Source organism: Undibacterium sp. MH2W (assembly GCF_049340215.1).
Lineage (GTDB): Bacteria > Pseudomonadota > Gammaproteobacteria > Burkholderiales > Burkholderiaceae_D > Undibacterium.
Map to the genome: position 1 here is coordinate 128,230 of NZ_JBMPPA010000004.1, position 26,005 is coordinate 154,234.

At 47.9% G+C, this 26,005-nt stretch carries 20 protein-coding genes, 1 other RNA gene and 1 pseudogene; 4 read left to right on the forward strand and 18 right to left on the reverse strand.

What is annotated here, in order from left to right; translation table 11 throughout:
* The 7 genes from gspK to ACO0K2_RS11170 form a co-directional block, all read right to left on the reverse strand.
* Positions 1-1,014 (reverse strand): type II secretion system minor pseudopilin GspK, encoded by a 1,014-nt coding sequence (gspK, locus tag ACO0K2_RS11140; RefSeq protein ID WP_423018722.1) that lies wholly within the window; start codon positions 1,012-1,014, stop codon positions 1-3.
* Positions 1,014-1,691 carry a PulJ/GspJ family protein gene (locus ACO0K2_RS11145; protein ID WP_423018724.1) on the reverse strand — a complete coding sequence of 226 codons (678 nt, stop codon included), beginning with the start codon at positions 1,689-1,691 and terminating at the stop codon, positions 1,014-1,016. Before ACO0K2_RS11145 ends, gspK begins: the two co-directional genes overlap by 1 nt.
* On the reverse strand, positions 1,681-2,061 hold the full coding sequence (gene gspI, locus ACO0K2_RS11150; RefSeq protein WP_423018726.1) for a type II secretion system minor pseudopilin GspI: 381 nt from the start codon (positions 2,059-2,061) through the stop codon (positions 1,681-1,683). The genes ACO0K2_RS11145 and gspI overlap by 11 nt, the downstream gene beginning before the upstream one ends.
* 1 nt (position 2,062) lies before the next feature.
* Positions 2,063-2,524: a type II secretion system minor pseudopilin GspH gene (gene gspH, locus ACO0K2_RS11155; protein ID WP_423018728.1), complete on the reverse strand. Its 462-nt coding sequence runs from the start codon at positions 2,522-2,524 to the stop codon at positions 2,063-2,065.
* Between the two features lie 9 nt (positions 2,525-2,533).
* Complete coding sequence (gene gspG, locus ACO0K2_RS11160) at positions 2,534-3,007, reverse strand: type II secretion system major pseudopilin GspG (RefSeq protein ID WP_423018730.1); 474 nt, start codon at positions 3,005-3,007, stop codon at positions 2,534-2,536.
* Positions 3,008-3,241: 234 nt separating this feature from the next.
* Positions 3,242-5,509 (reverse strand): molybdopterin cofactor-binding domain-containing protein, encoded by a 2,268-nt coding sequence (locus ACO0K2_RS11165; protein WP_423018732.1) that lies wholly within the window; start codon positions 5,507-5,509, stop codon positions 3,242-3,244.
* Positions 5,510-5,588: 79 nt separating this feature from the next.
* Positions 5,589-5,777, reverse strand: a complete 189-nt coding sequence (locus ACO0K2_RS11170) for a DUF1289 domain-containing protein (protein WP_423018734.1) — start codon at positions 5,775-5,777, stop codon at positions 5,589-5,591.
* A 371-nt stretch (positions 5,778-6,148) separates the two neighbouring features.
* On the opposite strand from ACO0K2_RS11170, the gene ACO0K2_RS11175 reads away from it, so the two are divergent.
* Positions 6,149-6,751: a MarC family protein gene (locus tag ACO0K2_RS11175; protein ID WP_423019387.1), complete on the forward strand. Its 603-nt coding sequence runs from the start codon at positions 6,149-6,151 to the stop codon at positions 6,749-6,751.
* Here the strand turns inward: ACO0K2_RS11175 and ACO0K2_RS11180 are convergent.
* The 7 genes and pseudogenes from ACO0K2_RS11180 to ACO0K2_RS11210 form a co-directional block, all read right to left on the reverse strand.
* The gene (locus ACO0K2_RS11180) at positions 6,744-6,878 is read right to left on the reverse strand and encodes a hypothetical protein (protein WP_423018736.1); all 135 of its coding nucleotides are present in this window, start codon (positions 6,876-6,878) and stop codon (positions 6,744-6,746) included. The two genes, ACO0K2_RS11175 and ACO0K2_RS11180, sit on opposite strands and share 8 nt — an antisense overlap.
* An 80-nt stretch (positions 6,879-6,958) precedes the next feature.
* Entirely contained in the window at positions 6,959-8,200 is a 1,242-nt protein-coding gene (locus tag ACO0K2_RS11185; protein WP_423018737.1) for a CaiB/BaiF CoA transferase family protein, read from the reverse strand.
* A 74-nt stretch (positions 8,201-8,274) separates the two neighbouring features.
* Positions 8,275-8,871, reverse strand: a complete 597-nt coding sequence (gene recR / locus ACO0K2_RS11190; protein ID WP_423018739.1) for a recombination mediator RecR — start codon at positions 8,869-8,871, stop codon at positions 8,275-8,277.
* A 2-nt stretch (positions 8,872-8,873) separates the two neighbouring features.
* Positions 8,874-9,200 carry a YbaB/EbfC family nucleoid-associated protein gene (locus ACO0K2_RS11195; protein WP_423018741.1) on the reverse strand — a complete coding sequence of 109 codons (327 nt, stop codon included), beginning with the start codon at positions 9,198-9,200 and terminating at the stop codon, positions 8,874-8,876.
* A 65-nt stretch (positions 9,201-9,265) separates the two neighbouring features.
* Positions 9,266-11,434, reverse strand: coding sequence for a DNA polymerase III subunit gamma/tau (locus tag ACO0K2_RS11200; RefSeq protein ID WP_423018743.1), 2,169 nt, complete (start codon positions 11,432-11,434; stop codon positions 9,266-9,268).
* 37 nt (positions 11,435-11,471) lie between these two features.
* A complete protein-coding gene (locus tag ACO0K2_RS11205) occupies positions 11,472-11,846 on the reverse strand; it encodes a hypothetical protein (protein WP_423019417.1) in 375 nt (124 codons plus the stop codon).
* A 51-nt stretch (positions 11,847-11,897) separates the two neighbouring features.
* Positions 11,898-12,104 (reverse strand): annotated as a pseudogene (locus tag ACO0K2_RS11210) (TetR/AcrR family transcriptional regulator); the annotation flags it as partial.
* A gap of 101 nt (positions 12,105-12,205) precedes the next feature.
* On the opposite strand from ACO0K2_RS11210, the gene ACO0K2_RS11215 reads away from it, so the two are divergent.
* Positions 12,206-13,876 carry an isovaleryl-CoA dehydrogenase gene (locus tag ACO0K2_RS11215; RefSeq protein WP_423018745.1) on the forward strand — a complete coding sequence of 557 codons (1,671 nt, stop codon included), beginning with the start codon at positions 12,206-12,208 and terminating at the stop codon, positions 13,874-13,876.
* A 35-nt stretch (positions 13,877-13,911) separates the two neighbouring features.
* Here ACO0K2_RS11215 and ACO0K2_RS11220 read toward each other — a convergent pair whose 3' ends face one another.
* Both ACO0K2_RS11220 and ffs read right to left on the reverse strand, forming a co-directional pair.
* Entirely contained in the window at positions 13,912-14,769 is an 858-nt protein-coding gene (locus ACO0K2_RS11220) for a potassium channel family protein (RefSeq protein WP_423018747.1), read from the reverse strand.
* Positions 14,770-15,139: 370 nt separating this feature from the next.
* Positions 15,140-15,238: signal recognition particle sRNA small type (gene ffs, locus ACO0K2_RS11225), an RNA gene on the reverse strand.
* 237 nt (positions 15,239-15,475) lie between these two features.
* Here ffs and ACO0K2_RS11230 point away from each other — a divergent pair.
* Both ACO0K2_RS11230 and ACO0K2_RS11235 read left to right on the forward strand, forming a co-directional pair.
* The gene (locus ACO0K2_RS11230) at positions 15,476-16,402 is read left to right on the forward strand and encodes an ABC transporter ATP-binding protein (protein WP_423018749.1); all 927 of its coding nucleotides are present in this window, start codon (positions 15,476-15,478) and stop codon (positions 16,400-16,402) included.
* Between the two features lie 9 nt (positions 16,403-16,411).
* Positions 16,412-19,987: a M1 family aminopeptidase gene (locus tag ACO0K2_RS11235; protein WP_423018751.1), complete on the forward strand. Its 3,576-nt coding sequence runs from the start codon at positions 16,412-16,414 to the stop codon at positions 19,985-19,987.
* A gap of 141 nt (positions 19,988-20,128) precedes the next feature.
* On the opposite strand, the gene purL is transcribed toward ACO0K2_RS11235, so the two are convergent.
* Both purL and ACO0K2_RS11245 read right to left on the reverse strand, forming a co-directional pair.
* Entirely contained in the window at positions 20,129-24,130 is a 4,002-nt protein-coding gene (gene purL / locus ACO0K2_RS11240) for a phosphoribosylformylglycinamidine synthase (protein ID WP_423018753.1), read from the reverse strand.
* Between the two features lie 137 nt (positions 24,131-24,267).
* The gene (locus tag ACO0K2_RS11245; protein WP_423018755.1) at positions 24,268-25,944 is read right to left on the reverse strand and encodes a glycosyltransferase family 39 protein; all 1,677 of its coding nucleotides are present in this window, start codon (positions 25,942-25,944) and stop codon (positions 24,268-24,270) included.
* Between the last annotated feature and the right edge of the window lie 61 nt (positions 25,945-26,005).

Genomic DNA, 26,005 nt, shown 5'->3' on the forward strand with positions numbered 1-26,005 from the left:
TTAGTTTTCTCTTACCCAAAGTACCTTCGTCGCACCGTCACTTGCTCTCGCTACAAGCGCGCTGACATCCAATGCCGACCGATTCATCTTTACTTTTCCGTTAACCATGAAAAACCCCGTTTTAATATCGACATAAGGCGACATATCATTACTAATTTTGTTCGAAAAACGGTGTTGAAGATCCTGAAAAGTACTAAAAAAAGCTGTTTTCCTGCTTGCAATAATGAGCGAGGCATCCCCCATACTAATTCCATCTACCCTTGCCGAAATCACTTCGGCAGGTGCTGTATTAAAATTAACTGGTGTCACGGCACCATTTCGCGGCAAAACAACAACATAAGGGCGTAAATTCACAATCATGTCAGGGGAAAAGCCCGGCACAGCCAGCAAATCATCCACTTGCGTAAATTGCAAAAATTGCACTGATGTTGCGTCCGCAGTTGATGCTGAAGTTGCATCAGTGACACTACTTGCGGGACTTGGATTGGTTTGATTCCCTTTTGGCGCTTTCAATGTCGCTTGCGTCTGCGCCACGACGGATGCCGTCGCTGCCGCTAAATTAGAGGGCAAATGTAAGTTACTCAACAAGCGAGAAAACACTGCGACTTCTTTCGCATCAACAACGCCATTGGTTGCTAAGTTATTTAAATTGTAGGAAGCTTGCGCATCAACAATCTGTCCAGAGAGTGTTGCATCGTTGTTTTCAGCGTTTTGCTTATCCTCTTCGACGTACTGGTCGAGTTTTGTATTCTCTAATTTGACAGCCCAAGGTTCATCAAGATAATCTGCATTCGAGTGTCTCGCATCTTCCCGCAAAATCAATCTCGCCCAATCAATTGCGCCCCGCAAAATCCATTTTTTTTGGAGCTGCATACGTTGATTTTCAATTGACCGTACTTGCACCTGTTGCTGCCAAAATAAACTAGCGACGATCGTAATTGCTAACGTCGTGAGCAACAGTGCGGTGACGACCGCCACACCGCGTTCTTTGTTAATCTTCTTGTAGAACAACATTAATTCGCCCCCAACAAGAAAATTTTGGTCATTGATCCTTCATGCCCTTGCACCTGCATAGCGACCTCAAGGCCACCTAGAATCGGGGGCCTTTGCGAAGAAACTCCGGCAGTGGCAATGCCCGAAAACTGCTTCGCATCCGATGCACTCAATAAGTCTTCGCCGTTCATACGCCATCCAGATTCACTTTGCTTCCATGTGCGAAAACTAAATGACTGGGTCATTTTCTGTAGAGGGATCACTGGTGTACCATCGACATCTTGCGCTGCACTTTGCCATTCAGCCAACAAAACAGGGATCTCTCTCGTAGGCGTTAATTCTCGCCTAGAGAGTACACCGTCGACCACATCGTAGACGACCACTTGGTACAGCACTGGCTGACTCTCATCAAAAAGAGAGCGAATCAGCATCAGCTTCGTACCAGCAGCGGTCAGTACGCTTTGTCCGGGAAGCATTGCAGGGTTCATCAGGTGCGCGCAATCATTTTCAATTTGAGCAAAAGCGAGTTGAACGCCACGCGTTTGTAGCATCTCATCATTCAATTTTTCACGTGCGCGAACAATCGCATCCAAACCGCGCCACCCTAAAACGGCAACAATACCAAGGATGCTGATAGCAACGAGCAATTCAATGAGGGTAAAGCCCAAAGTAGAGCCACGACGAGATTTACAATGCATTAGGCACAACCTGCGTCAATTTGATGATCCGGCGATCAGGTTTATCGTTTTCGTAGACTTCCACCTCAACACGCCTAAAAGAAGGATTTGGGGTTGCAATAACGTGTTGCTGGCACTGTAAATGCAAATCAGCCTGCGGGCACTCAAAATTACTGTCGCCCAGCGACGGCCACTCACGCGACAGCCGAATTTGGGCAAGACGATTTTCCGCAGACCAAGTCGCCATGAGAGACACGCGCAAATCATTGCTGTTTTGAGTAAGACTACCAACGGCACGCAAACTGGCACCCAATGCAGTACCAACGATCACCAATGCGACGAGCACTTCAAGCAAGGTAAATCCGGATGAGCGGGAGATAGGATGGCGCATGTCATTCGACGGAATAATGTCCGACACCATCCGCAATGATCTTTACACTAGCATCAGGCGTTTTTAGCGTCAAAACAAAAGGTTTATCGACAGGTTCCCGACCAAAAATAATGCGCACGTTCGCCTGATTTTGAGGCGGTTCAATATTCAATTGTATTGGGGACAATTCGAAACTACGCTCGCGCAGCATATCGTCTTTCAATGGTGACCAAACGCGATCTTCGCGCACGAGAAAATGATACCCATACTGATCAACATCAAAAGCAACTGGCAGATTACGTAATATTGCTTCGTCGCGCGCCAGCTGAAATAACAACGCGAGTCGCTTCGCGTCGCTCTCCAAGCGCTGCCGAGAATTTGGCAATGCATTAAAGCTAACCACGCCTAGCATAATTCCCGCAATCACCATCACAACCAGTAATTCGAGAAGGGTAAATCCGCGTTGTTTGCGTGCGTTTTTCATGCAAAGAGCTTACAGGTCCCAAGAGCCTATGTCCGCATCATTGCCTACACCACCTGGCTGCCCATCAGCGCCGTACGAAAATACATCCACTTCCCCCTTAATTCCTGGAGAAAGATATTGGTAAGCGTTACCCCAAGGATCTTTTGGTAATTTATCAATATAACCACCTGTTTTCCAGCCATTTGCGACAGGACCAGAGGTCGGCTTAGCGATCAATGCCTGAAGACCTTGCTCGGTAGTTGGATAACGCTGGTTATCCAAGCGATACAACTTGAGCGCTTGCATGATCGTTGAAATATCTTGCTTTGCAGCCGCAATACGAGCGTCGTCTGTGCGCCCCATTAACTTAGGTACCACCAAGGCGGCGAGGATACCCATAATGACAACGACAACCATAATCTCGATCAACGTAAAGCCGCGAGACCGCTGACGCTTACTTGCCATGGCAGGAGAAGGAACGACGATAGATTCAGAGTTCAACATAAATACTTATCAGAAAATGAAATTTAATCAAACGGCGTTAAGCGCCAGCAACGCGCCTCGCAGTATAAAGGGTGAATATGAACTTAGTCGTGTTTGTAACTTAAAAATAACAAAAAAAAGCCGGAAAGCCGCTTGCAGTCAGGCAATCTAGAATGATTAATCTAACAAAGCGAGACAACACGCCAATGAATCCACCACCTCAAAGACCATGTTGCCTAGCTTAAGTTCAAAAGATCACGTCAATCGCAATGGCAAGCTTCGCAGACGCTGCCCCGTCAATATGAACAACGCATTGGCAACAGCAGGTGCAATCGGCGGAACACCTGGCTCCCCCACTCCCTCTGGCGGTTCAGCACTCTTTATGACGTCGACCATGATTTGCGGTGCTTCGTTCATTCTCACTACAGCATAGTCATGAAAATTACTTTGCAATACCCGACCGTCTTTAATCACAATTTCACCGTATAGCGCCGCACTCAGCCCGAAAATAATCGCCGATTCCATTTGTTGCCGAATGATATTGGGGTTCACTGCGATACCACAATCGACTGCGCAAAAAACTTTGTGGACTTGGATTCGACCTTGATCGACGGACACTTCAGCCACTTGAGCGACGATCGTACCAAATGAACGATGTAACGCGATACCATGCGCACGACCACTCGGTGCACTTCCCGCCATATTCATCGCCGCATCAAGGACGGTGAGATGACGCCGGTTATTACTCAACAGCTGACGACGAAAATCGACTGGAGACTTATGAGCAGCGTGAGCCAATTCGTCTATAAAGCTCTCTTTAAAAAATGCGTTATGTGAGTGACCCACGGAGCGCCAATATCCTAGCGGAACAGGCGTCGGTACGATGACGTGGGAGATTTTTTGATGTTCGAAATCGTAAGAGGTATCAAACTCACCTTCAGCGGTCGTTTTATCAGGACCAGCACCAGGCACGCCAAATGTGCGCTTGAGTACTTGATGCGTAACGGACCCAGAGGCTGATTTATTGACGTAGCCAAAAACGTGTCCTTTTTCATCAACCGTCGCCTGAAAGCGCGCCATAGCTGCCGGGCGATACATATCGTGACTCATATCCTCTTCGCGGGTCCACACCAATTTGACTGGTGCACCGTTGGTTTGCATCGCAATGACGACCGCTTGCAATACCATATCGACTTCCAGTCGCCGGCCAAATCCACCACCGAGAAAGCTCATGTGCAAATGAACATTGTCTGAAGAAATACCCGCCTGCTTTGCAGCAACATCAACAGCAATACTAGGCACTTGTGTCGATACCCATAAATCAAGTCGCCCATTCTTCCATTGCGCGGTACAGTTCATCGGCTCCATCGTTGCATGTGCAAGAAAAGGAGCTTGGTATTGGGCAGAGACCACGCTAACACCAGGCGCTTTGGCTAGCCCAGCCACGGCATCACCACGTTTGTAATAGACAAACCCCTCTTCTGCATCCAGTTGCTGGGACAATTCTTTCAATACCGCGTCCGTGGATAGTTGGGCATGCGGTCCTGCATCCCAATCGATTTTTAATGCATCCGCCGCCTTTTTTGCGGTCCAAAAGGATGTCGCGACCACTGCAACACCCGCAACGGAGCGCTCATCAAGCGATTTAGAAAAATCAACGACATTCAACACACCCGCCATCGCCATCACAGACTGACTATCAACATGTCGGATTTTGCCGCCAATTGTGGGACTTAACTTCAACGCAGCATACACAAGACCTTCTGGACGGGCATCGATACCGAACTGGGCACTCCCATCGACCTTCGATAAAGCGTCTGTCCGCGGTTGGTACGTCCCAATGAGACGAAAATCTTTGGGATCTTTTAAGACAATGTTTCCGGGTTGTGAGTCAACCGCTTTGACTGCCAAGTCGCCGTAAGACAGCTTTTTCCCGCTGGAATGCAACACAAAACCATTCTCCGTCTTGCAATCTGCAGCAGAGACGGACCACTCTTTCGCAGCCGCGGCCACCAACATTGCCCGTGCCGTCGCGCCAGCCTCACGCATTGGCATCCAAGCATCTTTCACACTGGAGGATCCTCCCGTCACCTGCACACCAAGTTCTCGGGCTGTTTTTGACGTTAACCATTGAGCAACACGTTTCACCGCACCTTGCTCATCTGGGTGAAATGGGAGTCCATCCGCCAACATGGCGACGTTGCCGTAGATTTTATCAATCGGGGCAGGCATTGTTTTTACTTGCGACAGTGGCACATCTAATTCTTCAGCAACCAGCATTTGTAGCGCGGTGTGAATACCTTGCCCCATTTCACTTTTATGCATGGCCACAATAACGGTACCGTCTTTGGCAATCTTCACCCATCCATTGAGTGCAACCTCGTCGCCATCCACGGGAAGTCCGTGTGCGCCCTGCAACCGTTGTCGAGGAGGTAAAAATCCCCAACCAACAATCAGTGCGCCAGCAGCGCCCAAACCACCCAAAATAAAGCGCCGTCTTCCTGTTTTTTTTACTTCCGTCATTTATCGTCTCCGCTCCGCATCCAATTTTTACGAATGAATAGGCCCTGACGTGATCAAATTGATCCCGAAAACCAGGCGTTCATGTATTTCTGCGAGGAAATCCTTGTGCAAGGATTCGCTCCCATACGATTTCTTTCTGTTCTGGACTCATAAATACCCATTCCGCCACTTCAACCACGGTCCGGCCACAACCGCGACAGACATCATCAAACGTCGTAGAGCAAACCGCAACACAAGGCGTATCAGGCCGTTCGACAATTTTATCCATTTTGCAATACCATCATTATCCTACTATCATTAAAAAAGACGACCGTTCGTATCTTTAGGAACAAGATCATACCGCTAATTCTTCACACAACGCTCGCGCAACAGCGGCGGCATCTGCCAGAACTTCAATTCTGTACATCCTATGCACTATAATTGACATAAGTTCGCATGGAGCAATAACAGAGATATTTTTGCCACATCGCGCTCATATTTCATTTTTCAACCGTCCAAACATAGTACACCCGTCAGCTCTCGTGCAACATGGCACGCCACATACGCAAAGGATGAATGCGCCCCCTTTATACCATTAGACTGGGAGCGCACTGGATGGATGAATCTCAATGGCATTACTTATTTAAGAAAACAACATTCATGGCAAAAGATTTTTTACAGACACTGATTTTATTGATTTTAGTGACCGATCCTTTTGGTAACGTCCCGATTTTTGTCAGTGCGCTATCCCATGTTTCACCTGAACGTCGCTGGCGCGTCATTGTGCGCGAATGTGCGATTGCATTTATCTTGCTTCTCTTGTTCATGTTCTTTGGCAAAAGCTTTCTGACAGCCCTACAACTATCTGAAGTGTCGATTCGGATTGGTGGCGGCGTTATTTTATTTTTAATCGCGCTGAGGATGGTGTTTCCACAAGAAGGTGGGGTGTTCGGCGACACCGAAGAAAACCATGAGCCTTTTATTGTTCCTCTTGCGATCCCAGCACTCGCCGGCCCGTCTGCATTGGCCACCGTGCTTTTGTTTTCATCGGATAACAATATGGAGATCTTAGTGCATCTTGGTGCACTAACTGCCGTCGCCATTGTGTGGCTAGTCGTCCTGCTCGGTGCAGAACGCATGCAACGCGTGTTAGGTGCACATGTGATGACGGCGTTTGAACGTTTGATGGGCTTGATTCTAGCAGCAATGTCGATTGAAATGCTCTTAACTGGTATCCGCGAATACCTGAAAACGCTCAGCTAATGACCTTGTGTTGCTGCGGTTGCGCTCGATGTGCTTCCGCAGCGAACAACTTACTGTTGAACGTGAAATACCCCAGCAGAAATAATGCAAGCGCAACTAAAAATTGCTTGAGAAATTGGCGATTCATTTTTTATCCTTCACTCTTTATTTCGCAAACTCTGGCAGCATCCTCAGGTCAAGTAAAGCCCTCGGTGACATCACACCAGTCTAGATAATTTTCTTATCAATCAATTGGGCAATTTCTTCATCGGAATAGCCAAGCTGCCGCAAAACATCATGGTTATGTTGACCTAATTCCGGGCCAAGCCACTGGGTTACCCCCGGTGTTTCGGACATTTTTGGCGTAATGGCTGGGACCTTGATTGGTGTGCCATCTGGAAAAGCATGTTGCTCAAACATATTCCGCGCCAAAAACTGTGGGTCACTCATCATATCCCGAACAGAATATATTTTCCCTACTGGCACATCGGCGCTTTGCAAAATCGTGAGCGCAGAATCAATAGTCTGCGTTGAACACCAATGTTGGATTGCTTCGTCGATTTCTACTGTGCGTGGAACGCGACCGTCGTTTCGCATCAATTGTGGATCATTGGCCAAGTCATCACGATCAATTGCCTTCATCAGCCGATGAAAAATAGCATCACCATTACCCGCAACAACGATATTTTCGCCATCACCTGTCGTATAGGTATTGGAAGGAACAATTCCGGGCAAAGCACCACCAGTGCGTTCACGAACAACACCAGCAACATCAAACTCAGGCACCAGTGATTCCATGAGATTAAACACAGATTCATAGAGCGCAACGTCCACCATTTGCCCTTGACCTGCAACGCATTCCTCGCCAGTCTTCCCATTCCATCGTCCGCCAGTCACATCGCGATGACGCAATGCCATCATCGCACCAATGACACCATGCAACGCAGCGACAGAATCACCAATAGAAATACCAACGCGCACTGGTGGACGATCGGGATGTCCTGAAACATAACGCAATCCCCCCATGGATTCGCCAATAGCACCGAAACCAGGCTGATCACGCATAGGACCGGTCTGCCCGTAACCAGAGAGGCGCACCATGATGGTAGCGGGATTCAGGGACTTTAATTTCTCATAGCCGAGATCCCATTTCTCTAAAACACCGGGGCGATAATTCTCAATAATAATGTCCGCATCCAAAGCGAGTCGCTGCGCGATTTTCTGCCCTTCGGGCGATTTCATATTGAGTGTCAGGCTCTTTTTGTTTCGTGCTTGCACACTCCACCACAACGATGTGCCGTCCTTCAACACGCGCCACTGTCGGAGAGGATCACCGATGCCGGGCGACTCCACTTTAATCACCTCTGCACCAAACTCTGCCAACATCCGCGAACAAAAAGGTCCGGCAATGAGGGTACCCAACTCAAGGACTTTAATACCCGCTAACGGGCCATGTTTTGGTGCTGTCATCGTTTGTATCAGAAAATGTTCAACGTCGATCAAGCAAAGAGATGGTTTGATGTCACGCCATCATGGAGAAGGAATCAGGTAGTGCGCCTATCAAGCATAGCGCGCGCAATCGTTCCAGCGTCAACATACTCGAGCTCGCCACCAACAGGCACACCTCGCGCGAGGCGACTGACACGCAGTCCCCGCGATTTGAGCGTTTCGCTGATGTAGTGCGCGGTCGCTTCTCCCTCGTTGGTAAAATTCGTTGCAAGCACAACCTCTTCCACCAAACCGTTCGTTGCGCGAGAAATTAATTTATCGAGATAGATGTCTTTGGGGCCGATACCGTCCAGCGGTGATAAGCGTCCCATTAACACAAAATACAAACCCTTGAAAGTCAGGGTTTGCTCGATCATCATTTGATCCGCAGGCGTCTCAACCACGCAAAGTAAGCGCGGATCACGGTCGTCATCCTGACACGTTTCGCACAACTCAGCTTCAGTAAAAGTATTACACGAAGCACAATGCCGAATACGATCTACCGCATTTAATAGCGCATAGCCGAGCTCAGACGCAGCGGCACGGTCATGCTGCAAAAGATGATACGCCATACGCTGAGCCGATTTAGGGCCCACGCCGGGCAAACGCTTTAGAGCGTCTGCCAACTGTTCGAGACTACCTGTTTTCTTCACGCTTAGAAGGGCATTTTAAAGCCTGGTGGCAATGGCATGCCCGCTGTCAGGCTCGCCATTTTTTCTTGCGATGTCGCTTCCGCTTTACGCACTGCATCATTGAAAGCTGCAGCAACCAAATCTTCTAACATGTCTTTATCGTCAGCCAACAATGATGGATCGATGGTGACTCGTTTCACGTCATTTTTGCACGTCATAACGACTTTCACTAACCCAGCACCAGCCTGCCCCTCGACTTCGATCATCGCTAACTGATCCTGCGCTTTTTTCATATTGTCTTGCATTGCTTGCGCTTGTTTCATCAAGCCAGCCAATTGATTTTTCATCATAAAAATTTCTCCTGAAAAGAAAGGAATGTTTTAAATTAGGTTGATCGTTGAAACGACCGTAATCGTCAAACGGGACGCACGCTACCTGTAACGATAACGGCGCCGAATTCACGCATGAGCGTCTGAACGAACGAATCCTGCTGAATCGCCTGTTCTGCGTGTTTTTGACGCACCTCGCGATCAGCGATTGCTTTTGCATTCGCCGTCAATTCAACTGCGCCAATTTTGGTTTCAATGCGAATATTTTTGGAAAACCGTTCACTTAACGCAGCACACAATTTGTCTACACTTCCTGCAGACAATAAAGTCGCCAAGGGTACCCGAAGATCAAAGATGAACTGATTTCCTTCTTGTTTGCAATGGATCAATTCACTTTGTTGTGCAAGCTGTTGAGCCACTCCGCGAAGTGGCAAGCTTGCCGCTAAATCTGGCCAATTGCCATCCCAGCCCAACTCGACAACGGGGCCGTGCCATAGAGTTCGATCAACGACGACAGGCTCAGGCGCTTTCATTTCCTCGACGGCTGGGGGCGCTTCAACTTGCATCGGGACAGGCTCAAGCGCACGGCTCGGAGCAACATTGGACTGCGGCGACTCAAACAAAGCCTCATCCCATGGTGGCGGCATATCGTCCATACCGACTGGCTCCATCTCTGGCATCGATGGGGAGCGGCGGAGATCTCGCTCTACCGCTGTCTGCAACGGTGCAGGAGATGCTTTTTTCTCCGCCAACAAAGGTGCCGATGCTGCACTTTCAGGTTTAGCTAACGCTGGGACTGGCGCAGGCGCAACAGGCATAGGCGCTGCAGCACTCTCAGCAACAGGCGCGGCGGCGGCTGGCTTACCATGTACATTTTTCCCACTCGCCGCACTGGCTGCTCGTGCAGCCGCGAGCGCAGCCATTGCCGGACTCATCGGTTTTGATGACACTTCGGGTGCCGCGGGAGCACGCTGTGCCACTGCCGCAGCTGGCATAGCAGGAGCAACGGCTGCTTTAGCAACATTGGTTACCGATAAAGCTGCTGACGACGGGCTATTACTTGATCGTGCTGGCGTTGCAGCTGCACTTGGCGGTGAACTCGACGCACGATTAAAAGTCTGACCAGACGAGCCGCCATCACCTCCCCCCAACGATGACAAAGCGCCGCCTTCGATAGGACGGAATGCCAACATCCGCAATAGCGTCATACTAAAACCAGCGTATTCATCAGGGGCGAGAGAGAGCTCGTTTCTACCATGGACGGCAATCTGGTAAAACAACTGAATTTCTTCTTTCGCAAATACCGTTGCGAGGCGCAAAACGTGTTCGCGCTCAGGTAAGTCATCGCCAACAGCAGACGGCACCATTTGTGCTATTGCAATTTGATGGATCAGGGTTCCTAAATCTTGTAGAGCAGCTTTATATGACAAACTGCGCGTCGCCATCTCGTCAGCCACTTCAAGTAAGGCTTTACCATCATTGACTGCTAGCGCATCAAGCAACCGAATCAAATACGATTGATCTAAAGCACCTAACATTCCCTGAACAGCATCCAAGCTCACCTTACCTGCGGCATAAGCAATTGCTTGATCTGTTAATGACAAGGCGTCGCGCATCGAACCATGCGCCCCTTGCGCGAGTAAACGCAATGCGGGTTGTTCAAACTCAATCAGTTCCTGACCGAGAATATTTTCAAGATGGCCAACGATGTGACCAGGTGGCATTTGCTTGAGGTTAAACTGCAAGCAGCGCGACAGCACGGTGACAGGGATTTTCTGTGGATCCGTTGTCGCCAAAATAAACTTCACGTGCTCTGGCGGCTCTTCCAACGTCTTCAGCATCGCATTAAAGGCATGATTGGTGAGCATATGCACCTCATCGATCATATACACTTTAAACCGTGCATTTGAAGGGGCATAAATCGCCTGCTCTAACAATGATGCCATCTCGTCGACGCCACGATTAGACGCCGCATCCATTTCAATGTAGTCAACAAAACGACCTGCATCAATTGCGGTACATGCATCACAGACGCCGCACGGTGTCGAGGTGATGCCTTTTTCACAATTGAACGATTTTGCCAAAATGCGCGACAAGGTCGTTTTACCGACCCCGCGCGTTCCAGTAAAAAGATAGGCGTGATGCAGCCGCTGCTGTTCGAGCGCATGCGTTAAAGCACGAACAACGTGCTCTTGCCCCACGAGCGTTTCAAAACTTTTGGGGCGATATTTTCGGGCGAGTACTTGATAAGACATCCTGAGATTTTACCCTATTCAGAAAGCGGAAAAGCGCTTAGCGTGATGGAATTTGCAAATATCCCATCACCAAAGCCTTTAACTGCATAGAAAACGCCGGGGATTCCAACTTTTCCGGCGACAACATTAACGTCTGATACAGCACACCATACACGGCAGCATGTATCACCTCAGGCAATTTGTCGGAAAAATGAACGCCATCCGAACTAGCCTCGAAAGCTTGAAGCCAAATATGCGCTATTTTATGATACATCGATTCAAAAGAATGCCGATCTGATATCTGCCGCTCTAAATAAATCAGGGCAGACCATTCTGTGACTTGCTGACGATGCATTTTGACTAGTTGATCAAGCAAAAAATCCACCATAACGAGCAAAGGTTGCCCCTTCATCTCGTGGATCCATTTTTCCATACATAATCCAACGCCACTAAAACGTTGTTCTATGCAGTGCGCCGCAATCGATTTTTTACCAGGAAAATATTCATACAACGTGCCGAGCCCAACCCCAGCCACCAATGCGATATCTCTGATCGTTAAGTGAGAGTACCCCTTCTCCACCAAAAGCCGAACAAAAGCGTCCAAAATGGCGCCCCGCGTCACACGTGAACGCTCTTGGACTGGCTTGCGCCGCGATTTTAATGGTTCGGACCCTGTATTTATCACATGCATTTACATCCAAAAAAAGACGAACATCTATGCGGACATTAACCGCTACACTTTGTTGGTCAATAGAAAAATAATTTCGCCGATATCGCATCCAAGGAGACCCTATGCAATGGCCGACACACGACGTTTTCAATCAAGTACCGGAGCTACAAGACTACAATATTTTTACTCAAGATGAAGCATTAAATGATGCCGTGCGTCATTTCGGGGCAGAACAGTATCTCGGAAAACTAACAAGCTCGGGAGCGATCCTTGGGCGAAGTGACACGCTGCAACTCGGCGAACTGGCGAACAAACATCTACCAGAGCTAAAAGCATTTAGTCGAACAGGACAACGCATTGATCAGGTCGACTTTCATCCAAGCTGGCACCAGCTGCTGAGCCTATTACGAATGCAAGGCTTACATGCCGCGCCATGGGAGAATCCAGAATCAGGGGCCCATGTTGCACGTGCCGCAGGATACTTTCTGCAATCACAAGTTGAATCCGGCTCACTGTGCCCAACAACCATGACTTTCGCTGCGATTCCAACCCTTCAGCAAGAATCGGTCTTGTTTGCGCAAATCAAAGATCAGGTATTTAGCCGTGAACATGATCCACGCGATCTTCCGATTGCACAAAAGAAATCCATATTAATTGGTATGGGCATGACTGAAAAACAAGGCGGATCGGATGTTCGAACCAATACAACAACCGCTCATCCCGTCGGCGCGGAAGGCAGAGGAAACGCCTATCTACTGACAGGCCATAAATGGTTTTTCTCAGCGCCCATGTGCGACGCCCATTTGGTATTGGCAAAAACAGAAAACGGCATGTCATGCTTCTTCGTCCCACGCTGGAAATTTGACGGCAGCAAAAATGCGATCTACATCCAACGTCTGAAGGATAAACTTGGAAACAAATCCAACTCCAGTAGTGAGGTCGAGTTCATCGATGCCCTTGGAATCATGATCGGTATTGAAGGTCGCGGCATCCAGACCATTATCGAAATGGCGAACTTAACACGCCTCGACTGCGTGATCGGTAGTGCAGCTCTCATGCGACAAGCCCTCACGCAAGCCATTCATCACGCGAGACATCGGCAGACCTTTGGGAAGCGCCTCATTGATCACCCCTTAATGCGCAATGTCCTGTGCGACCTCGCCTTGGAAAGTGAAGCTGCTAGCCACCTCATGCTCAGACTGGCCAGCGCGTTAGATCATTCAGAAGATCCGCTACAGCGCGCTTGGAAACGTATCATCACGCCAGCCGCAAAATTTTGGATATGCAAGCGCGCAATCGAGTTCACGGGTGAATGCATGGAAGTCTGGGGCGGCAACGGCTATGTCGAAACGGGACCAATGGCGCGAATGTATAGAGAAGCGCCGGTCAATTCTATCTGGGAGGGATCCGGCAATGTCATGTGTCTTGACGTCTTACGGGCCATTGAGCGAGACCCTTCGGGTATGCAACTGATCATCAACGAACTCATGAGTTCCTCGTCGATAACGGTCCGAAACATGGCAGAAAGCCTTGTAGCAGATCTCAAAGCAAGTCCTGATCATCAAGAAATGAATGCACGCCGCATGACGCAAAATTTAGTGCTCGCTGTACAAAGCCATCTCATGGTGACGCTTGCACCACCCTCCATTGCAGAGGCATTTTGCCAAAGCAGATCGGAGCGTCAATGCGGGAAAGTGTTCGGTACGCTAAGTGCATCAGAAACGGGCAACATCCAAGAACATATTTTGGAAAGAGCTTTCCCACCACCTCACACAGTCACGCAAGCAACTTAAATCGATTGGTAGTGACCTTGCTCGGCAGGATGGGATCAACGCATCCCATCTTGCTCGGCAGTTCGCTCCTGTTTGCCGATTGCAGCGCCAGTATGACCGACTTGCAGTGCAAGATCCGCCACAAGGCTATCCCTACTCTTCAGTTCTTCACGGAGTGCTGCCACTTCCTTCGCAAGCGCTCGGATATCGTGATGCAACGCATGCTCAATCTCAGCCTCCTCTTCACCGACAAAAAGCGCTGCAATGTTTGCTGTCACGATAGAAAACATCGCATACCCAAACAAAACAATAAACACGGCAAAGATTTTTGATGCCGGCGTGGAAGGCACAATATCACCATAACCAACCGTTGCTACTGTCGTAAATGCTAGCCAAACACCGTTTGCATAACTATCGACGTTAGGTTCGAGCCAATAAAATCCAGCACCTGCGCTCGTCAGCATCAAGATGGCAAGACCCACCATTTGCGCCAAGTGGCCAGGGGTAATGTGCTGCAAAATCAGGGTTGCAAGACGCAATAGAATAGCGACGCACAGTGTCAAGCGAAGCAACCATTCGAACAATCCCCATTGCTCAAATGATAGCCACCCACTCAATACACAGCCAATAATAATCCCAACATCGAGGGCCAGTTTACCTTTTCGATGTTTTCCAACGCGGTTTTTATGCCATTGAATCGCAGTATCAATGGCCATCAGGATCGATGCCCCCCAATAGCACATTCGCCCCAATCGCAATATCACATCAGCTCCCCCCTCAAGGAGCAGGTAAAAGCCAGGAATCGATAACAAGAGTCCAGCCAATAGCAGTGGACGCGAGAAAAAAGAAAAAAATTGCTGCGTCAATATCGACACATCGACATCACGAGAACTACCTTTGCGCTTTTTCTTCACACAACCTCCAATTAAATCGTCATGCAGTGGCTCTTAAGAGGTCCACTTTTCTCGTTGTTTTTGCCATGAATTGTCGGGGCTAGCGCGAAATGCAACACACCACCTGAACAACCCCAGCCACACTTCCGCGTCAGTATCGCCATTTTTGCATCAAAGCACGCTTTTTGGTGAGTTTACATCGGGTTTCGGTACTGTTTCTGTTGGTTTGTATGCAGTCTAAGAAAGACCAAAATGCACCGAAGACTCAATGAAATCCACAATTCAAGAGAAACAAAGACGCCGAATGTCGAACCAGACATGTCAAAGGACGAACCGAGAACAAAAAATTTGGGGAGAACAATGAAGAAAACCGAGGGAGGGAAATTGGAAGGTTGGCGAGCCTGATCTGCGGCACTTGCGGTAAATGACTGTGGCTGCTTCGTTCCCGACCTGACCAGATTGGCCATGCCGCAATGCGCAGGGGCCCGCCAAACCATATTATAGCGCAAAGCACCTTCATCGTGTAGCCATTTACGTGCGGATGATATTTTTGCCGCCCTCTCCCTGCTGGCTCGACATTTCAACACCGTATTTCCCCATTTGATCCCGAAAAACACGAATTTCGTCTTAAATGCATAGAAAAATTTATTGCTTTAATTTAAATTATTAATATCTCAACATGCATGCGCCGTCGAGACACCTCTAATAACTTATTTTGGGACACGTCATGGAACTTCGCATTACGAATTTATCAAAACGATACAGTAACGGTGTACAGGCTTTAGACGATATTAGCTTAACGATTCCGGCCGGCATGTTTGGCCTCCTCGGCCCCAATGGCGCTGGTAAATCAACATTGATGCGCACCATTGCCACGCTACAGGACGCAGATTCCGGCAACGCACACATTGATAACATTGATATTCGCACCCACAAAGACGATGTTCGTCGCATTCTTGGATATCTACCGCAAGACTTTGGTTTGTACCCCAAAGTCAGCGCCTATGATCTATTGGACCATTTTGCGGTTCTCAAAGGCATCGACAACCGAAAAGAAAGAAAAGAAGTCGTCGACGCTTTGCTTCATCAGACTAATTTATATACCGTTAAAAATAAACACGTGGGTGGTTTTTCAGGTGGCATGCGGCAACGCTTTGGGATTGCGCAGGCGTTGATCGGTAATCCCAAGCTCATTATTGTCGACGAACCGACGGCAGGACTCGACCCCGAAGAGCGGGTACGTTTCCATAACTTACTTGCCGATATTGGCAGCGATAAGATCGTTATTTTATCGACGCACATCGTCGAAGATGTTTCTGATCTTTGCAATAACATGGCCGTCATTAATCGAGGAAAAGTCATTCTGACTGGACAACCGCTTGCTCTGATCGATACCATTCAAGGGAAAATTTGGAAACGTTTTATAGAAAAAAATGAGCTTCCTCAATTCCAAGAAAATTTCCAAGTAATCTCAAGTCGGCTCACATCCGGTCGTACGCTCATCCACGTTTATGCAGACCAACAACCTGATGCAGGCTTTGCGCCAGCGCATGGCAATTTAGAGGATGTCTATTTCTCTGCAATGGCGTACTTACTTGACGGCCAAGTCAGACCCGCCTCATCCGATGATCATCGCACTGCACTGACTGCATAAGGAGTGATGATGCGATCCATTATGTTATTTGAGCTACGGCAAAAATTCCGCAGCATCTCGACTTACGTTTACTTTTTAATGTTCTTCTCATTGGCCATGCTTTGGATGGCAGCCGCGGGAGGTGCTTTTTCGGGCGCGGTCATCAGTTTTGGTGGAAAAACACACATCAATGCACCCACCTCGGTCTCGCAAACGATCACCTTTCTCGGTTACTTTGGCGTCGTCATCGTCGCAGCGATGATGGGGCGCGCTATTCAACAAGATACCGAAAACAACATCTGGCACTTTTTCTATACATCGCCAATCAATAAATTACAGTATTTAGGCGGTCGCTTTTTGGGCGCATTTATCACGCTCATCTTTATTTTTTCCAGTATTGGATTAGGCGCTTGGCTAGGCTGTTACTTGCCAGGAATTGAACCAGTACGCCTAGGACCCGTAATCCCCCTCGCCTATGTACTGCCGTACGTCTTTTCGCTCATTCCGAATATCATTATTTTCGGCGCACTTTTCTTTACGATGGGCGCTCTGTTACGACGTATGTTACCCGTCTATGTTGCCAGCGTTGTTTTACTCATCGGCTATCTGGCTTCAGGCCCATTACTGCAAGATCTCGACAATAAAACCTTGGCAGCCTTGATCGATCCTTTTGGTTCGAGAGCGATTAGCCTTTTGACAGAGTATTGGAGCGTCGCAGATAAAAATACGAAGCTTGTTCCATTGAGCGGTATTTATTTAACGAATCGGCTCATCTGGGGCGCATTTGGCCTCGTTATGATCGTCACTTGTTTCTGGCGCTTCCATTTTGCTGCTTACAGCACTGCTGGCAAACAGAAAAAAGAGAGCGTTGCTCCGGCAGTTCTGACCAAGCGCATTACCGACGTCCATACCGATTTTTCTCGCCGTGGCATGGTGCGGATGTTTATTGCACAAACCAGTCTAAACCTACGCGAGACAGTAAAGAATATTTACTTCATTGCGATTGCGCTTTGTAGTGTCTTATTCATGGCATCGACTGCGCCTGTCATTACAAAAATGTTCGGGACATCGACATATCCCGTCACTTACGCTGTACTTGAAGTCTTGAGCGGAAGCTTCTCCCTTTTCATGCTCATTATCACCACATTTTACGCAGGCGAGTTGGTCTGGCGGGAGCGAGATGCGCGTATTTCTCAATTGTTTGACACGTTACCAGTGCCGAATTCTTTGCCATTTCTCTCGAAATTATTGGCACTAACGCTGTTACAAGGACTGTTATTAATTGTCCTGATGGTGTTTGGCATCTTGTTTCAAACTATCAAGGGCTATCACCACTATGAGCTTGCGCAGTATGTGTACCAGCTTTTTTTAATCCAATGGCCTGAATATATCCTCATCGCAGTCCTGGCGATGTCAATACAAGTGATCATCAATAACAAGTACGTTGGTTATTTTGTGATGATTCTTTATTACATCGCCGGAGCTGCGCTACCAGGACTGGGATTTGAACATCCAATGCTTATCTACGGCAATGTTCCTCGATTGGTCTTTTCAGCAATCAACGGTTACGGTCACTTTTTACCTGAGATTCGCTGGACTGAAGCTTATTGGTCAGGTGCAGCACTGCTATTGATCGCAGCCTCTTTATTGCTCTGGGTACGCGGAACCACAACGGATTGGCGAGGCAGAATTCGCCTTGCGAAATTACATGCCGGCACCGGAAGCACCGTGCTCGGGATGGCGGGCATCCTCTGCTTTTCTATTGCCGGCGGTGTACTGTTCTACTTCAATAATGTGGTGAACAAATACAAAAATACCTTCGATAGACAAAGCGAGCAAACAGCGTATGAAACAAAATACAAGCAGTTTGAACGCGTGCCGCAGCCACGTATAACAGACGTCCAACTCAACGTTGATATTTTCCCTGACGTTCGCCGAGCACAAATAACAGGCAGCTACATTCTTACGAACCGAAGCAGCCAGCCTGTTCAAACCGTTTTTATTACCGAAGATGATGATATCGTCATTCAACGATTCCGCTTTGATCGAGAAAACAAAGTCAATATCGAAGATAAGCAACTTGGCTTTTATAGCTACTCACTAAAACAAGCTTTACAGCCAGGTGAGTCAATGAAATTTGATTTTGACCTGAGCGTGGATCCGAAAACAGTTTTTGGTATGAGCAAGAATACAACCGTATTGTTTAACGGGACATTCTTCAATAGCCAATTGACGCCACATATCGGCTATCAACCTCATATTGAACTGAATGACGACAAGGATCGACGTAAACACGGTCTCAAAGAAAAAGAACGGATTGCCAAACGGGATGATGTTGAAGCGCTACAAAACAATTACATCTCCAATGATGCCGACCTGATTCACTTTGATGCCACGGTCTCGACGTCTGCTGACCAAATGGCAATTGCACCAGGTACATTTGATCGCGAATGGACGAAAGACGGACGTCGCTATTTCCACTATGCATTGAATAAACCGATCTGGAATTTCTATTCATTCCAGTCTGGAAAGTTTGATGTAAAAAAAGCGAAGTGGAACGATGTGGATATCGAAATCGACTATCAACACGGTCATGAATACAATCTCGATCGTATGATCAAAGGGGTGCAGGAATCACTGGATTACTACACAAAAAATTTCAGCCCCTATCAACATAAAATGGTGAGGATCATTGAGTTTCCACGCTATCAAAGCTTCGCACAATCGTTTCCAAACACGATTCCTTTTTCCGAATCGATTGGCTTTATTGCAAAGGTAGATGATAAAGATCCGAAAGATCTTGACTACCCTTTCTATGTGACTGCACACGAGGTTGCACACCAATGGTGGGCACATCAAGTCTTAGCAGGCAATACGCAAGGAGAAACGGTGCTATCAGAGACACTGGCACAATATTCCGCACTCATGGTGATGAAACATCATTATGGCGAGGCGAAAATGCGTCGGTTTTTGAAGTTTGAATTAGATCGTTATTTAATGGGTCGTGGTCAAGAGCGGAAAAAGGAATTACCGCTTGCACTCAATGAAAATCAACAATACCTGCATTATGCAAAAGGTAGCTTGGTCATGTACTTATTGCAGGATCAGATTGGAGAAGAAAAAGTCAATGCCGCGTTACATGACGTCGTCACGAAGTACGCCTACAAGGGGCCTCCTTATCCTACGAGCAGAGTATTAGTCGACGCTATTCGTCAAGTGACACCAGCAGACAAACAAACATTAATTGATGATTTGTTCGATTCCATTATTTTGTTTGAAAACCGTGCATTGTCGGCGTCCGCAAAACCAGTAGGGAACGGTCGTTATGAAGTCACCGTACAAGTCGCCTCAGCCAAATTTAAGGCCGATGAACTTGGCGCTGAAAAAGAAGTGCCGTTACACGAGTGGATCGACATTGGAGTGGACGACAAAGAGGGGAAACCACTTCTACGTGAGCGCCACTATATTGACCGTAAGACCTCGACCTATACATTGGTGGTGAAAGGTGAACCAGCAAAAGCAGGCATTGATCCTGACAACAAATATATCGACAGAACGCCTGACGATAATATGATTAAAGTAGACCTATTAGGGACGAAGTCATAAGCGCTTGTTAAGAGCAAAGAGAAGAGACCGACAATCTCTTCTCTCTGTTTTCCGATACGCTCTTTACCTCCACTTGCAACATAAAAAAGCTCTCAGAACGAGAGCTTTTTTTTGGTGCTTCCATCGACAACAGATGACTGATTATCCTACCCATTTACGCGCATTACGGAATACGCGCATCCAAGGAGAATCATCTGCCCAATCATCTGGGTGCCATGAGTGAATCGCCGTACGGAAAACACGCTCCGCATGTGGCATCATCACCGTAAATCGTCCGTCAGCATTTGTCACTGAAGTAATACCCTGTGGCGAACCGTTTGGATTGAATGGATATGCTTCTGTCGCCTGACCACGGTTATCAACAAATCGCATTGCTACCTGCGCTTTACTGATATCGCCTGTCGTGGAGAAATCAGCAAAACCTTCACCATGTGCTACGGCGATTGGCGTCTGCGTACCCGCCATGCCATCAAACAAAATAGATGATGACTCAAGTACTTCTACCATCGCAAATCGTGCTTCAAATTGCTCAGATTTATTACGAGTGAATTTTGGCCATGCTTCCGCGCCAGGAATGATCGACTTCAGATTACTCATCATCTGGCAACCGTTACAGATCCCGAGACCAAATGTATCGTTGCGATGGAAGAATGTAGAGAACTGATCAGACATCATGGCATTAAACAGAATCGTTTTCGCCCATCCCTCGCCCGCACCTAATACGTCGCCATACGAGAATCCACCCACCGCAATCAAGCCTTTAAAATCAGCCAGTGTCACTCTGCCAGCAATCAGATCACTCATGTGAACGTCAACCGACTCAAAACCGGATTTGTGCATGACGTACGCAGTTTCGATGTGCGAGTTCACACCCTGCTCACGCAAAATGGCCACTTTTGGACGAACGCCTGTCGCGATAAATGGCGCAGCAATATCAGCTTGCAAATCAAAAGTAATCTTTGGCTGCATACCTGGATCTTGGATATCTCCAATGCGAGCGTATTCAGCATCAGCGCATGCTGGATTGTCACGCATACGAGCGATTTGCCAACTGGTTTTACTCCAGATCTGGTGCAAGGCTGCGCGAGACTCAGAGAAAATCTCCTTAGCGTCACGCATAAAGCCAATCGTTTCACCTTGATGTGCTTTGCCAATAATATGACTGCAAGCACCCAATTGATGTGCACGCAGCACATCCATCACCTCAGAACGTTGCTCTGTGCGAACTTGGATAACAGCACCTAACTCTTCATTAAACAAAGCACGTAGCGTTAAATCATTTCTACGTTCAGCAACCTGTCCCGCCCAATTTTTCGCATCACCTTGATCAGCCGCATGCTCGGCTTCCATCGTCAAAATGTCGAGGTTAATCGATAAGCCTGCACGACCTGCAAAGCCCATCTCACATAAGGTAGCGAATAAACCACCGTCAGAACGGTCGTGGTAAGCGAGTACTTTATTTTCACGATTGAGTTGTTGAATCGCGGCAAAGAAGGCCTTCAAATCCTCTGCACTATCAACATCAGGTGCCTCATCACCGATTGTCTGCATCACTTGCGTAAAACAAGATGCACCGAGGCGATTTTTGCCGCGACCCAAATCAATCAGGATCAGGCTCGTGTCACCTTGATCAAGGCGAATTTGTGGCGTCAATGTTTTCCGTACATCGTACACCGGCGCGAAAGCAGAAATGATCAAGGAAATCGGTGAAGTGACCGATTTACTTTCATCTCCCTCTTTCCATGTTGTCCGCATCGATAGCGAATCTTTCCCGACCGGAATACTGATTCCGAGCGCAGGGCAAAGATCCATACCGACCGCTTTCACGGTGTCAAATAACTCGGCGTCCTGACCCGGCTGACCACAGGCGGCCATCCAGTTAGCGGACAATTTGATGTCTGAAATTTGGCTGATTGGCGCTGCAGCGATATTCGTAATCGCCTCACCAACGGCCATACGACCAGATGCCGGCGCGTCAATCACGGCCAATGGGGTACGTTCACCCATCGCCATCGCTTCACCCAGATAGCCTTCAAAACTCATCGTCGTGACCGCGCAATCAGCCACTGGTACCTGCCATGGACCAACCATTTGATCACGCACAGTCGTTGCACCCACTGAGCGATCACCAATCGTGATGAGGAACGACTTATCAGCAACAGTCGGCAGGCTCAGAATACGTTGTGCTGCTTCACGCAGGTCAATGCCTGTCAAATCCAATGGTGCCAAGGTTTTTTGAACATGCTCAACGATACGATGCATTTTTGGTGGTTTACCCAGCAACACATTCATCGGCATATCGACCGGCGCATTATTGTGTTCTGGATCAATCACCTTCAATTGACGCTCTTCAGTAGCCGTGCCTACAACAGCAAACGGGCAGCGCTCACGTTCGCAGAAAGCACGGAAGAGTTCCAAACTTTCTGGCGCAATTGCCAACACGTAGCGTTCTTGAGACTCATTACTCCAAATCTCTTTTGGTGCCATTCCACTCTCTTCTAAGTGGATTTTGCGTAGATCAAAAATGGCGCCGCGTTTCGCGTCGTTAGTGATTTCTGGGAATGCGTTAGATAAACCACCAGCGCCCACATCGTGAATCGATAAAATGGGATTTTCATCGCCCATTTGCCAGCACGAGTTGATCACCTCTTGTGCGCGACGTTCCATTTCTGGGTTGCCACGTTGCACAGAATCAAAATCAAGATCGGCGGTGTTGGTACCAGTCGCCATCGACGACGCAGCACTACCGCCCATACCAATGCGCATCCCTGGACCACCAAGCTGGATTAACAGACTTCCCACTGGTAAATCGTTTTTCAACGTATGTTTTGCAGAAATATTGCCGATACCACCCGCGATCATGATTGGCTTATGGTAACCATACACGGTACCACCAACATTTTGCTCGTACGTACGGAAGTAACCACCTAAGTTAGGACGACCAAATTCGTTGTTAAACGCGGCACCGCCGAGTGGACCATCCACCATGATCTGCAATGGCGACGCAATACGATCAGGTTTGCCATAGACCTCGGTGACTTTTTCACCGGACTGGGCATCACTTCTATTCTCCCAAGCTTGAACATGGCCAGGAATCTGTAAATTAGACACGGTAAAGCCACATAAACCTGCTTTAGGCTTGGCACCGCGCCCAGTGGCACCTTCATCACGAATTTCGCCACCAGCGCCCGTTGAGGCGCCAGGAAACGGAGAAATAGCCGTTGGATGATTGTGCGTCTCAACCTTCATCAGAATATGCGTCAATTCTTCGGAAGCTTGGTACACATTACCGGCGTCACCGTGCTTAGGATAAAAACGTTGTACAGTCGCGCCTTCAATGATCGATGAATTATCACTGTAGGCAACCACGGTGCCTTGTGGATGCAATTCGTGGGTATTCTTGATCATTTTAAACAGCGACTTTTCCTGCGCGACGCCGTCGATTGTCCAATCTGCATTGAAAATTTTATGGCGGCAATGTTCACTGTTTGCCTGTGCAAACATCATCAATTCAACGTCAGTGGGATTACGTTTTGCTACATTAAACGCGTCAACCAGATAGTCGATTTCATCTTCCGACAAAGCCAAACCCAATTCTGTATTCGCATCCAACAATGCGTCCTTACCACCCGTCAAAATATCGACATAGGCGAGTGGCTTGGCTTCAAGCGTATGGAACAACGCTTGCGCCTCATTGGTGTGTCCTAACACCATTTCGGTCATGCGGTCATGCAATAGCGCAGCAACGGCATCTCTATGCTCTTTTTTGAGCTCTTTTGCGCCACCCAAAAAGCCTGTTTTCATTTGCACGAAATAGCTAATCCCGCGCTCGATCCGGCGGATCTGCGGCATACCGCAATTGAGCGCAATTTCAGTCGCCTTACTTGCCCATGGGGAGATCGTACCCAAGCGCGGAATGACGACAAAGGTTTCACCTTCTTCTGTCGCGTTAAACGCCTCGCCATAGACAAGAAGTGCTTTTAAGCGATCAATTTCGCTATCTTGCAACGCGGCGCTGACATCAACAAAATGTTGGTATCTGGCGGTGACACCCACAATATTGGCGTCAACTTCTTGCAGACGATGAAGAAGAGAGGAAGTACGGAAAGCAGACAGGGCGTTAGAGCCTGGCAATATCAACATGGCGTGAGAGGTATTGGGCAATAGCGGGAGACAGTTTCTCTCAAACTATCGCAGGTTGGACGAGAAAACCGTGATTATACCTTGATGCCTTAGCGCACTCCAGAACGGCAAGGTTTAATTCACGCAAAAATGGGGACTTAATTGGAAAAAACGGAAGTATTACCGCGTTGAGCCACGAGTTTAAACTTGTCAGCATACGATTTTTGTTTAAATTCTGACAAATCTTGTTTGACAACCAACAAAGACACTTTTTGCGTTTCAGTGATTTTGTCAAACGCAGCATCGTCCATCACAATATTATTCTTGTGCAATTTATTTCCCCAGAATAAATCGCTACTATGGCTTTCAACGATTCTGACAGGTTTTTTCAAATAGAAAGGGAGCGATGACTGCTGCTCAAAGACATGAAAAAGGACGATCTCACCCGCTGGATAGGTGCGTTGAATCAAATTCACCGTCGCCTTAGTCGAATTAAAGTCATCAAGCGCCGTCAGCGTCTGCAACAACATCGGCAAACTCAATATCGGCAAGAGCAAGTAAGCGCAGACACCGATTGGTTTCGACCTCCATGCCACCACAGCAGCAACAGATGAGGCCAACAACATCGCAACCAAGCAGTAAAGGCTGAACTGGGCAGCAGGCATACCAGCGACGATGATGCCATCAAGTCCTTCATGCTTTGCCGCAACAAACCAATAGACCCCAGCGCCAAAGAAGGCAGCCAAGATCAACCCAGGAACCATCGATCTCCACGATTGCGGATCAAGCTTATCCTCAACGAGGAAAGCAAGTTGCATCGCTGCCAATGGCATGATGGCAACGAGATAGTAATTCGCTTTTGCACTCGACACCGAGAAAAACAAGAGTGGCATCAGCCAAGACATCAAAAGAAACAGGTGGAGACTGCCATCTTTTAACTTGTTTGCTCGTGCGAACAACGTCGCTGGCAGTAAAAGAGACCACGGGAATAAAAATATCAGTGCGCGGGGCAAGTAGTACCACCATGCTCCGGCATAATAATCATGTGGCTCACGTTTACCAAGAAAGCGGAGGATATGTTCGTTGATAAAATAGAACCAAGCAAAAATAGGTTCGGTCAACATCGCAGCAATATGCCAAGGCGCTGATATAGCGACAAACACAGCGATACCCCGCCAGTTAAACCACACCCCGATACGTTTAAAAAAATCCGATACCGACGTCGCGCTCACCAATGTATATGCGCCAACGATAGCTGTGAACAAAATGAGGGAAACAAAACCTTTTGCCAATAATGCGAGCGCCAGTAACGCCATCGTTCGGTACAACAATGCTTGCTTTCTACTATTGAGGTAGAGGTAAGCGTGCATTACTGCCCCTGTCAGAAAACAGGTCAGCAACATATCGAACATCAATGTACGGGCCATTGCTGTAACGCCAAGGCCAGAAACGAAAACAATCGCGGCAAAGCGACCACCGGATTCTCGGTTCATTTTTTTTGAAAACCACAGAATCCACCCAACACAGGCTAAGCAAGCCAGTGCAGGAACGAGGCGAACGACCCATTCAGCCTCGCCAAAAACAGCAAATGAGAACGCTGTAAACCAGTACAGCAACGGGGGCTTCTCCATGTAAGAAAGACCATTCAAATGAGGAATGATCCACTGCGTCCAGTCACCAGAGTGCAGCATTTCTCTTGAAATTTCTGCGTAGAGACCTTCGTTATTGTCCAATACTGCGTAGCCACCAAGTCCAAAACCGACAAAATAGACGGCAACGATCCACACCAGCCAAAGTGGTATAGTGGGAAGTCGTTTAGGCTGTGCTGTCTGCATTCAAAAAATAGAAATAGATTTTACAAATTTATTACTACAATAAAAGCGGAAGTATAAACCA

Coding starts and splice junctions, on each gene's coding strand:
- ACO0K2_RS11170 (WP_423018734.1), bottom strand. CDS start 5,777: ATGGATAAAATTGTCGAACGGCCTGATACGCCTTGTGTTGCGGTTTGC.
- gspG (WP_423018730.1), bottom strand. CDS start 3,007: ATGTTGAACTCTGAATCTATCGTCGTTCCTTCTCCTGCCATGGCAAGT.
- ACO0K2_RS11205 (WP_423019417.1), bottom strand. CDS start 11,846: ATGGAAAAATGGATCCACGAGATGAAGGGGCAACCTTTGCTCGTTATG.
- gspI (WP_423018726.1), bottom strand. CDS start 2,061: ATGCGCCATCCTATCTCCCGCTCATCCGGATTTACCTTGCTTGAAGTG.
- ACO0K2_RS11195 (WP_423018741.1), bottom strand. CDS start 9,200: ATGATGAAAAATCAATTGGCTGGCTTGATGAAACAAGCGCAAGCAATG.
- ACO0K2_RS11230 (WP_423018749.1), top strand. CDS start 15,476: ATGGAACTTCGCATTACGAATTTATCAAAACGATACAGTAACGGTGTA.
- ACO0K2_RS11200 (WP_423018743.1), bottom strand. CDS start 11,434: ATGTCTTATCAAGTACTCGCCCGAAAATATCGCCCCAAAAGTTTTGAA.
- purL (WP_423018753.1), bottom strand. CDS start 24,130: ATGTTGATATTGCCAGGCTCTAACGCCCTGTCTGCTTTCCGTACTTCC.
- ACO0K2_RS11185 (WP_423018737.1), bottom strand. CDS start 8,200: ATGACAGCACCAAAACATGGCCCGTTAGCGGGTATTAAAGTCCTTGAG.
- ACO0K2_RS11175 (WP_423019387.1), top strand. CDS start 6,149: ATGGCAAAAGATTTTTTACAGACACTGATTTTATTGATTTTAGTGACC.
- ACO0K2_RS11180 (WP_423018736.1), bottom strand. CDS start 6,878: ATGAATCGCCAATTTCTCAAGCAATTTTTAGTTGCGCTTGCATTATTT.
- ACO0K2_RS11145 (WP_423018724.1), bottom strand. CDS start 1,691: ATGCATTGTAAATCTCGTCGTGGCTCTACTTTGGGCTTTACCCTCATT.
- gspH (WP_423018728.1), bottom strand. CDS start 2,524: ATGAAAAACGCACGCAAACAACGCGGATTTACCCTTCTCGAATTACTG.
- ACO0K2_RS11245 (WP_423018755.1), bottom strand. CDS start 25,944: ATGCAGACAGCACAGCCTAAACGACTTCCCACTATACCACTTTGGCTG.
- ACO0K2_RS11235 (WP_423018751.1), top strand. CDS start 16,412: ATGCGATCCATTATGTTATTTGAGCTACGGCAAAAATTCCGCAGCATC.
- ACO0K2_RS11215 (WP_423018745.1), top strand. CDS start 12,206: ATGCAATGGCCGACACACGACGTTTTCAATCAAGTACCGGAGCTACAA.
- gspK (WP_423018722.1), bottom strand. CDS start 1,014: ATGTTGTTCTACAAGAAGATTAACAAAGAACGCGGTGTGGCGGTCGTC.
- ACO0K2_RS11165 (WP_423018732.1), bottom strand. CDS start 5,509: ATGACGGAAGTAAAAAAAACAGGAAGACGGCGCTTTATTTTGGGTGGT.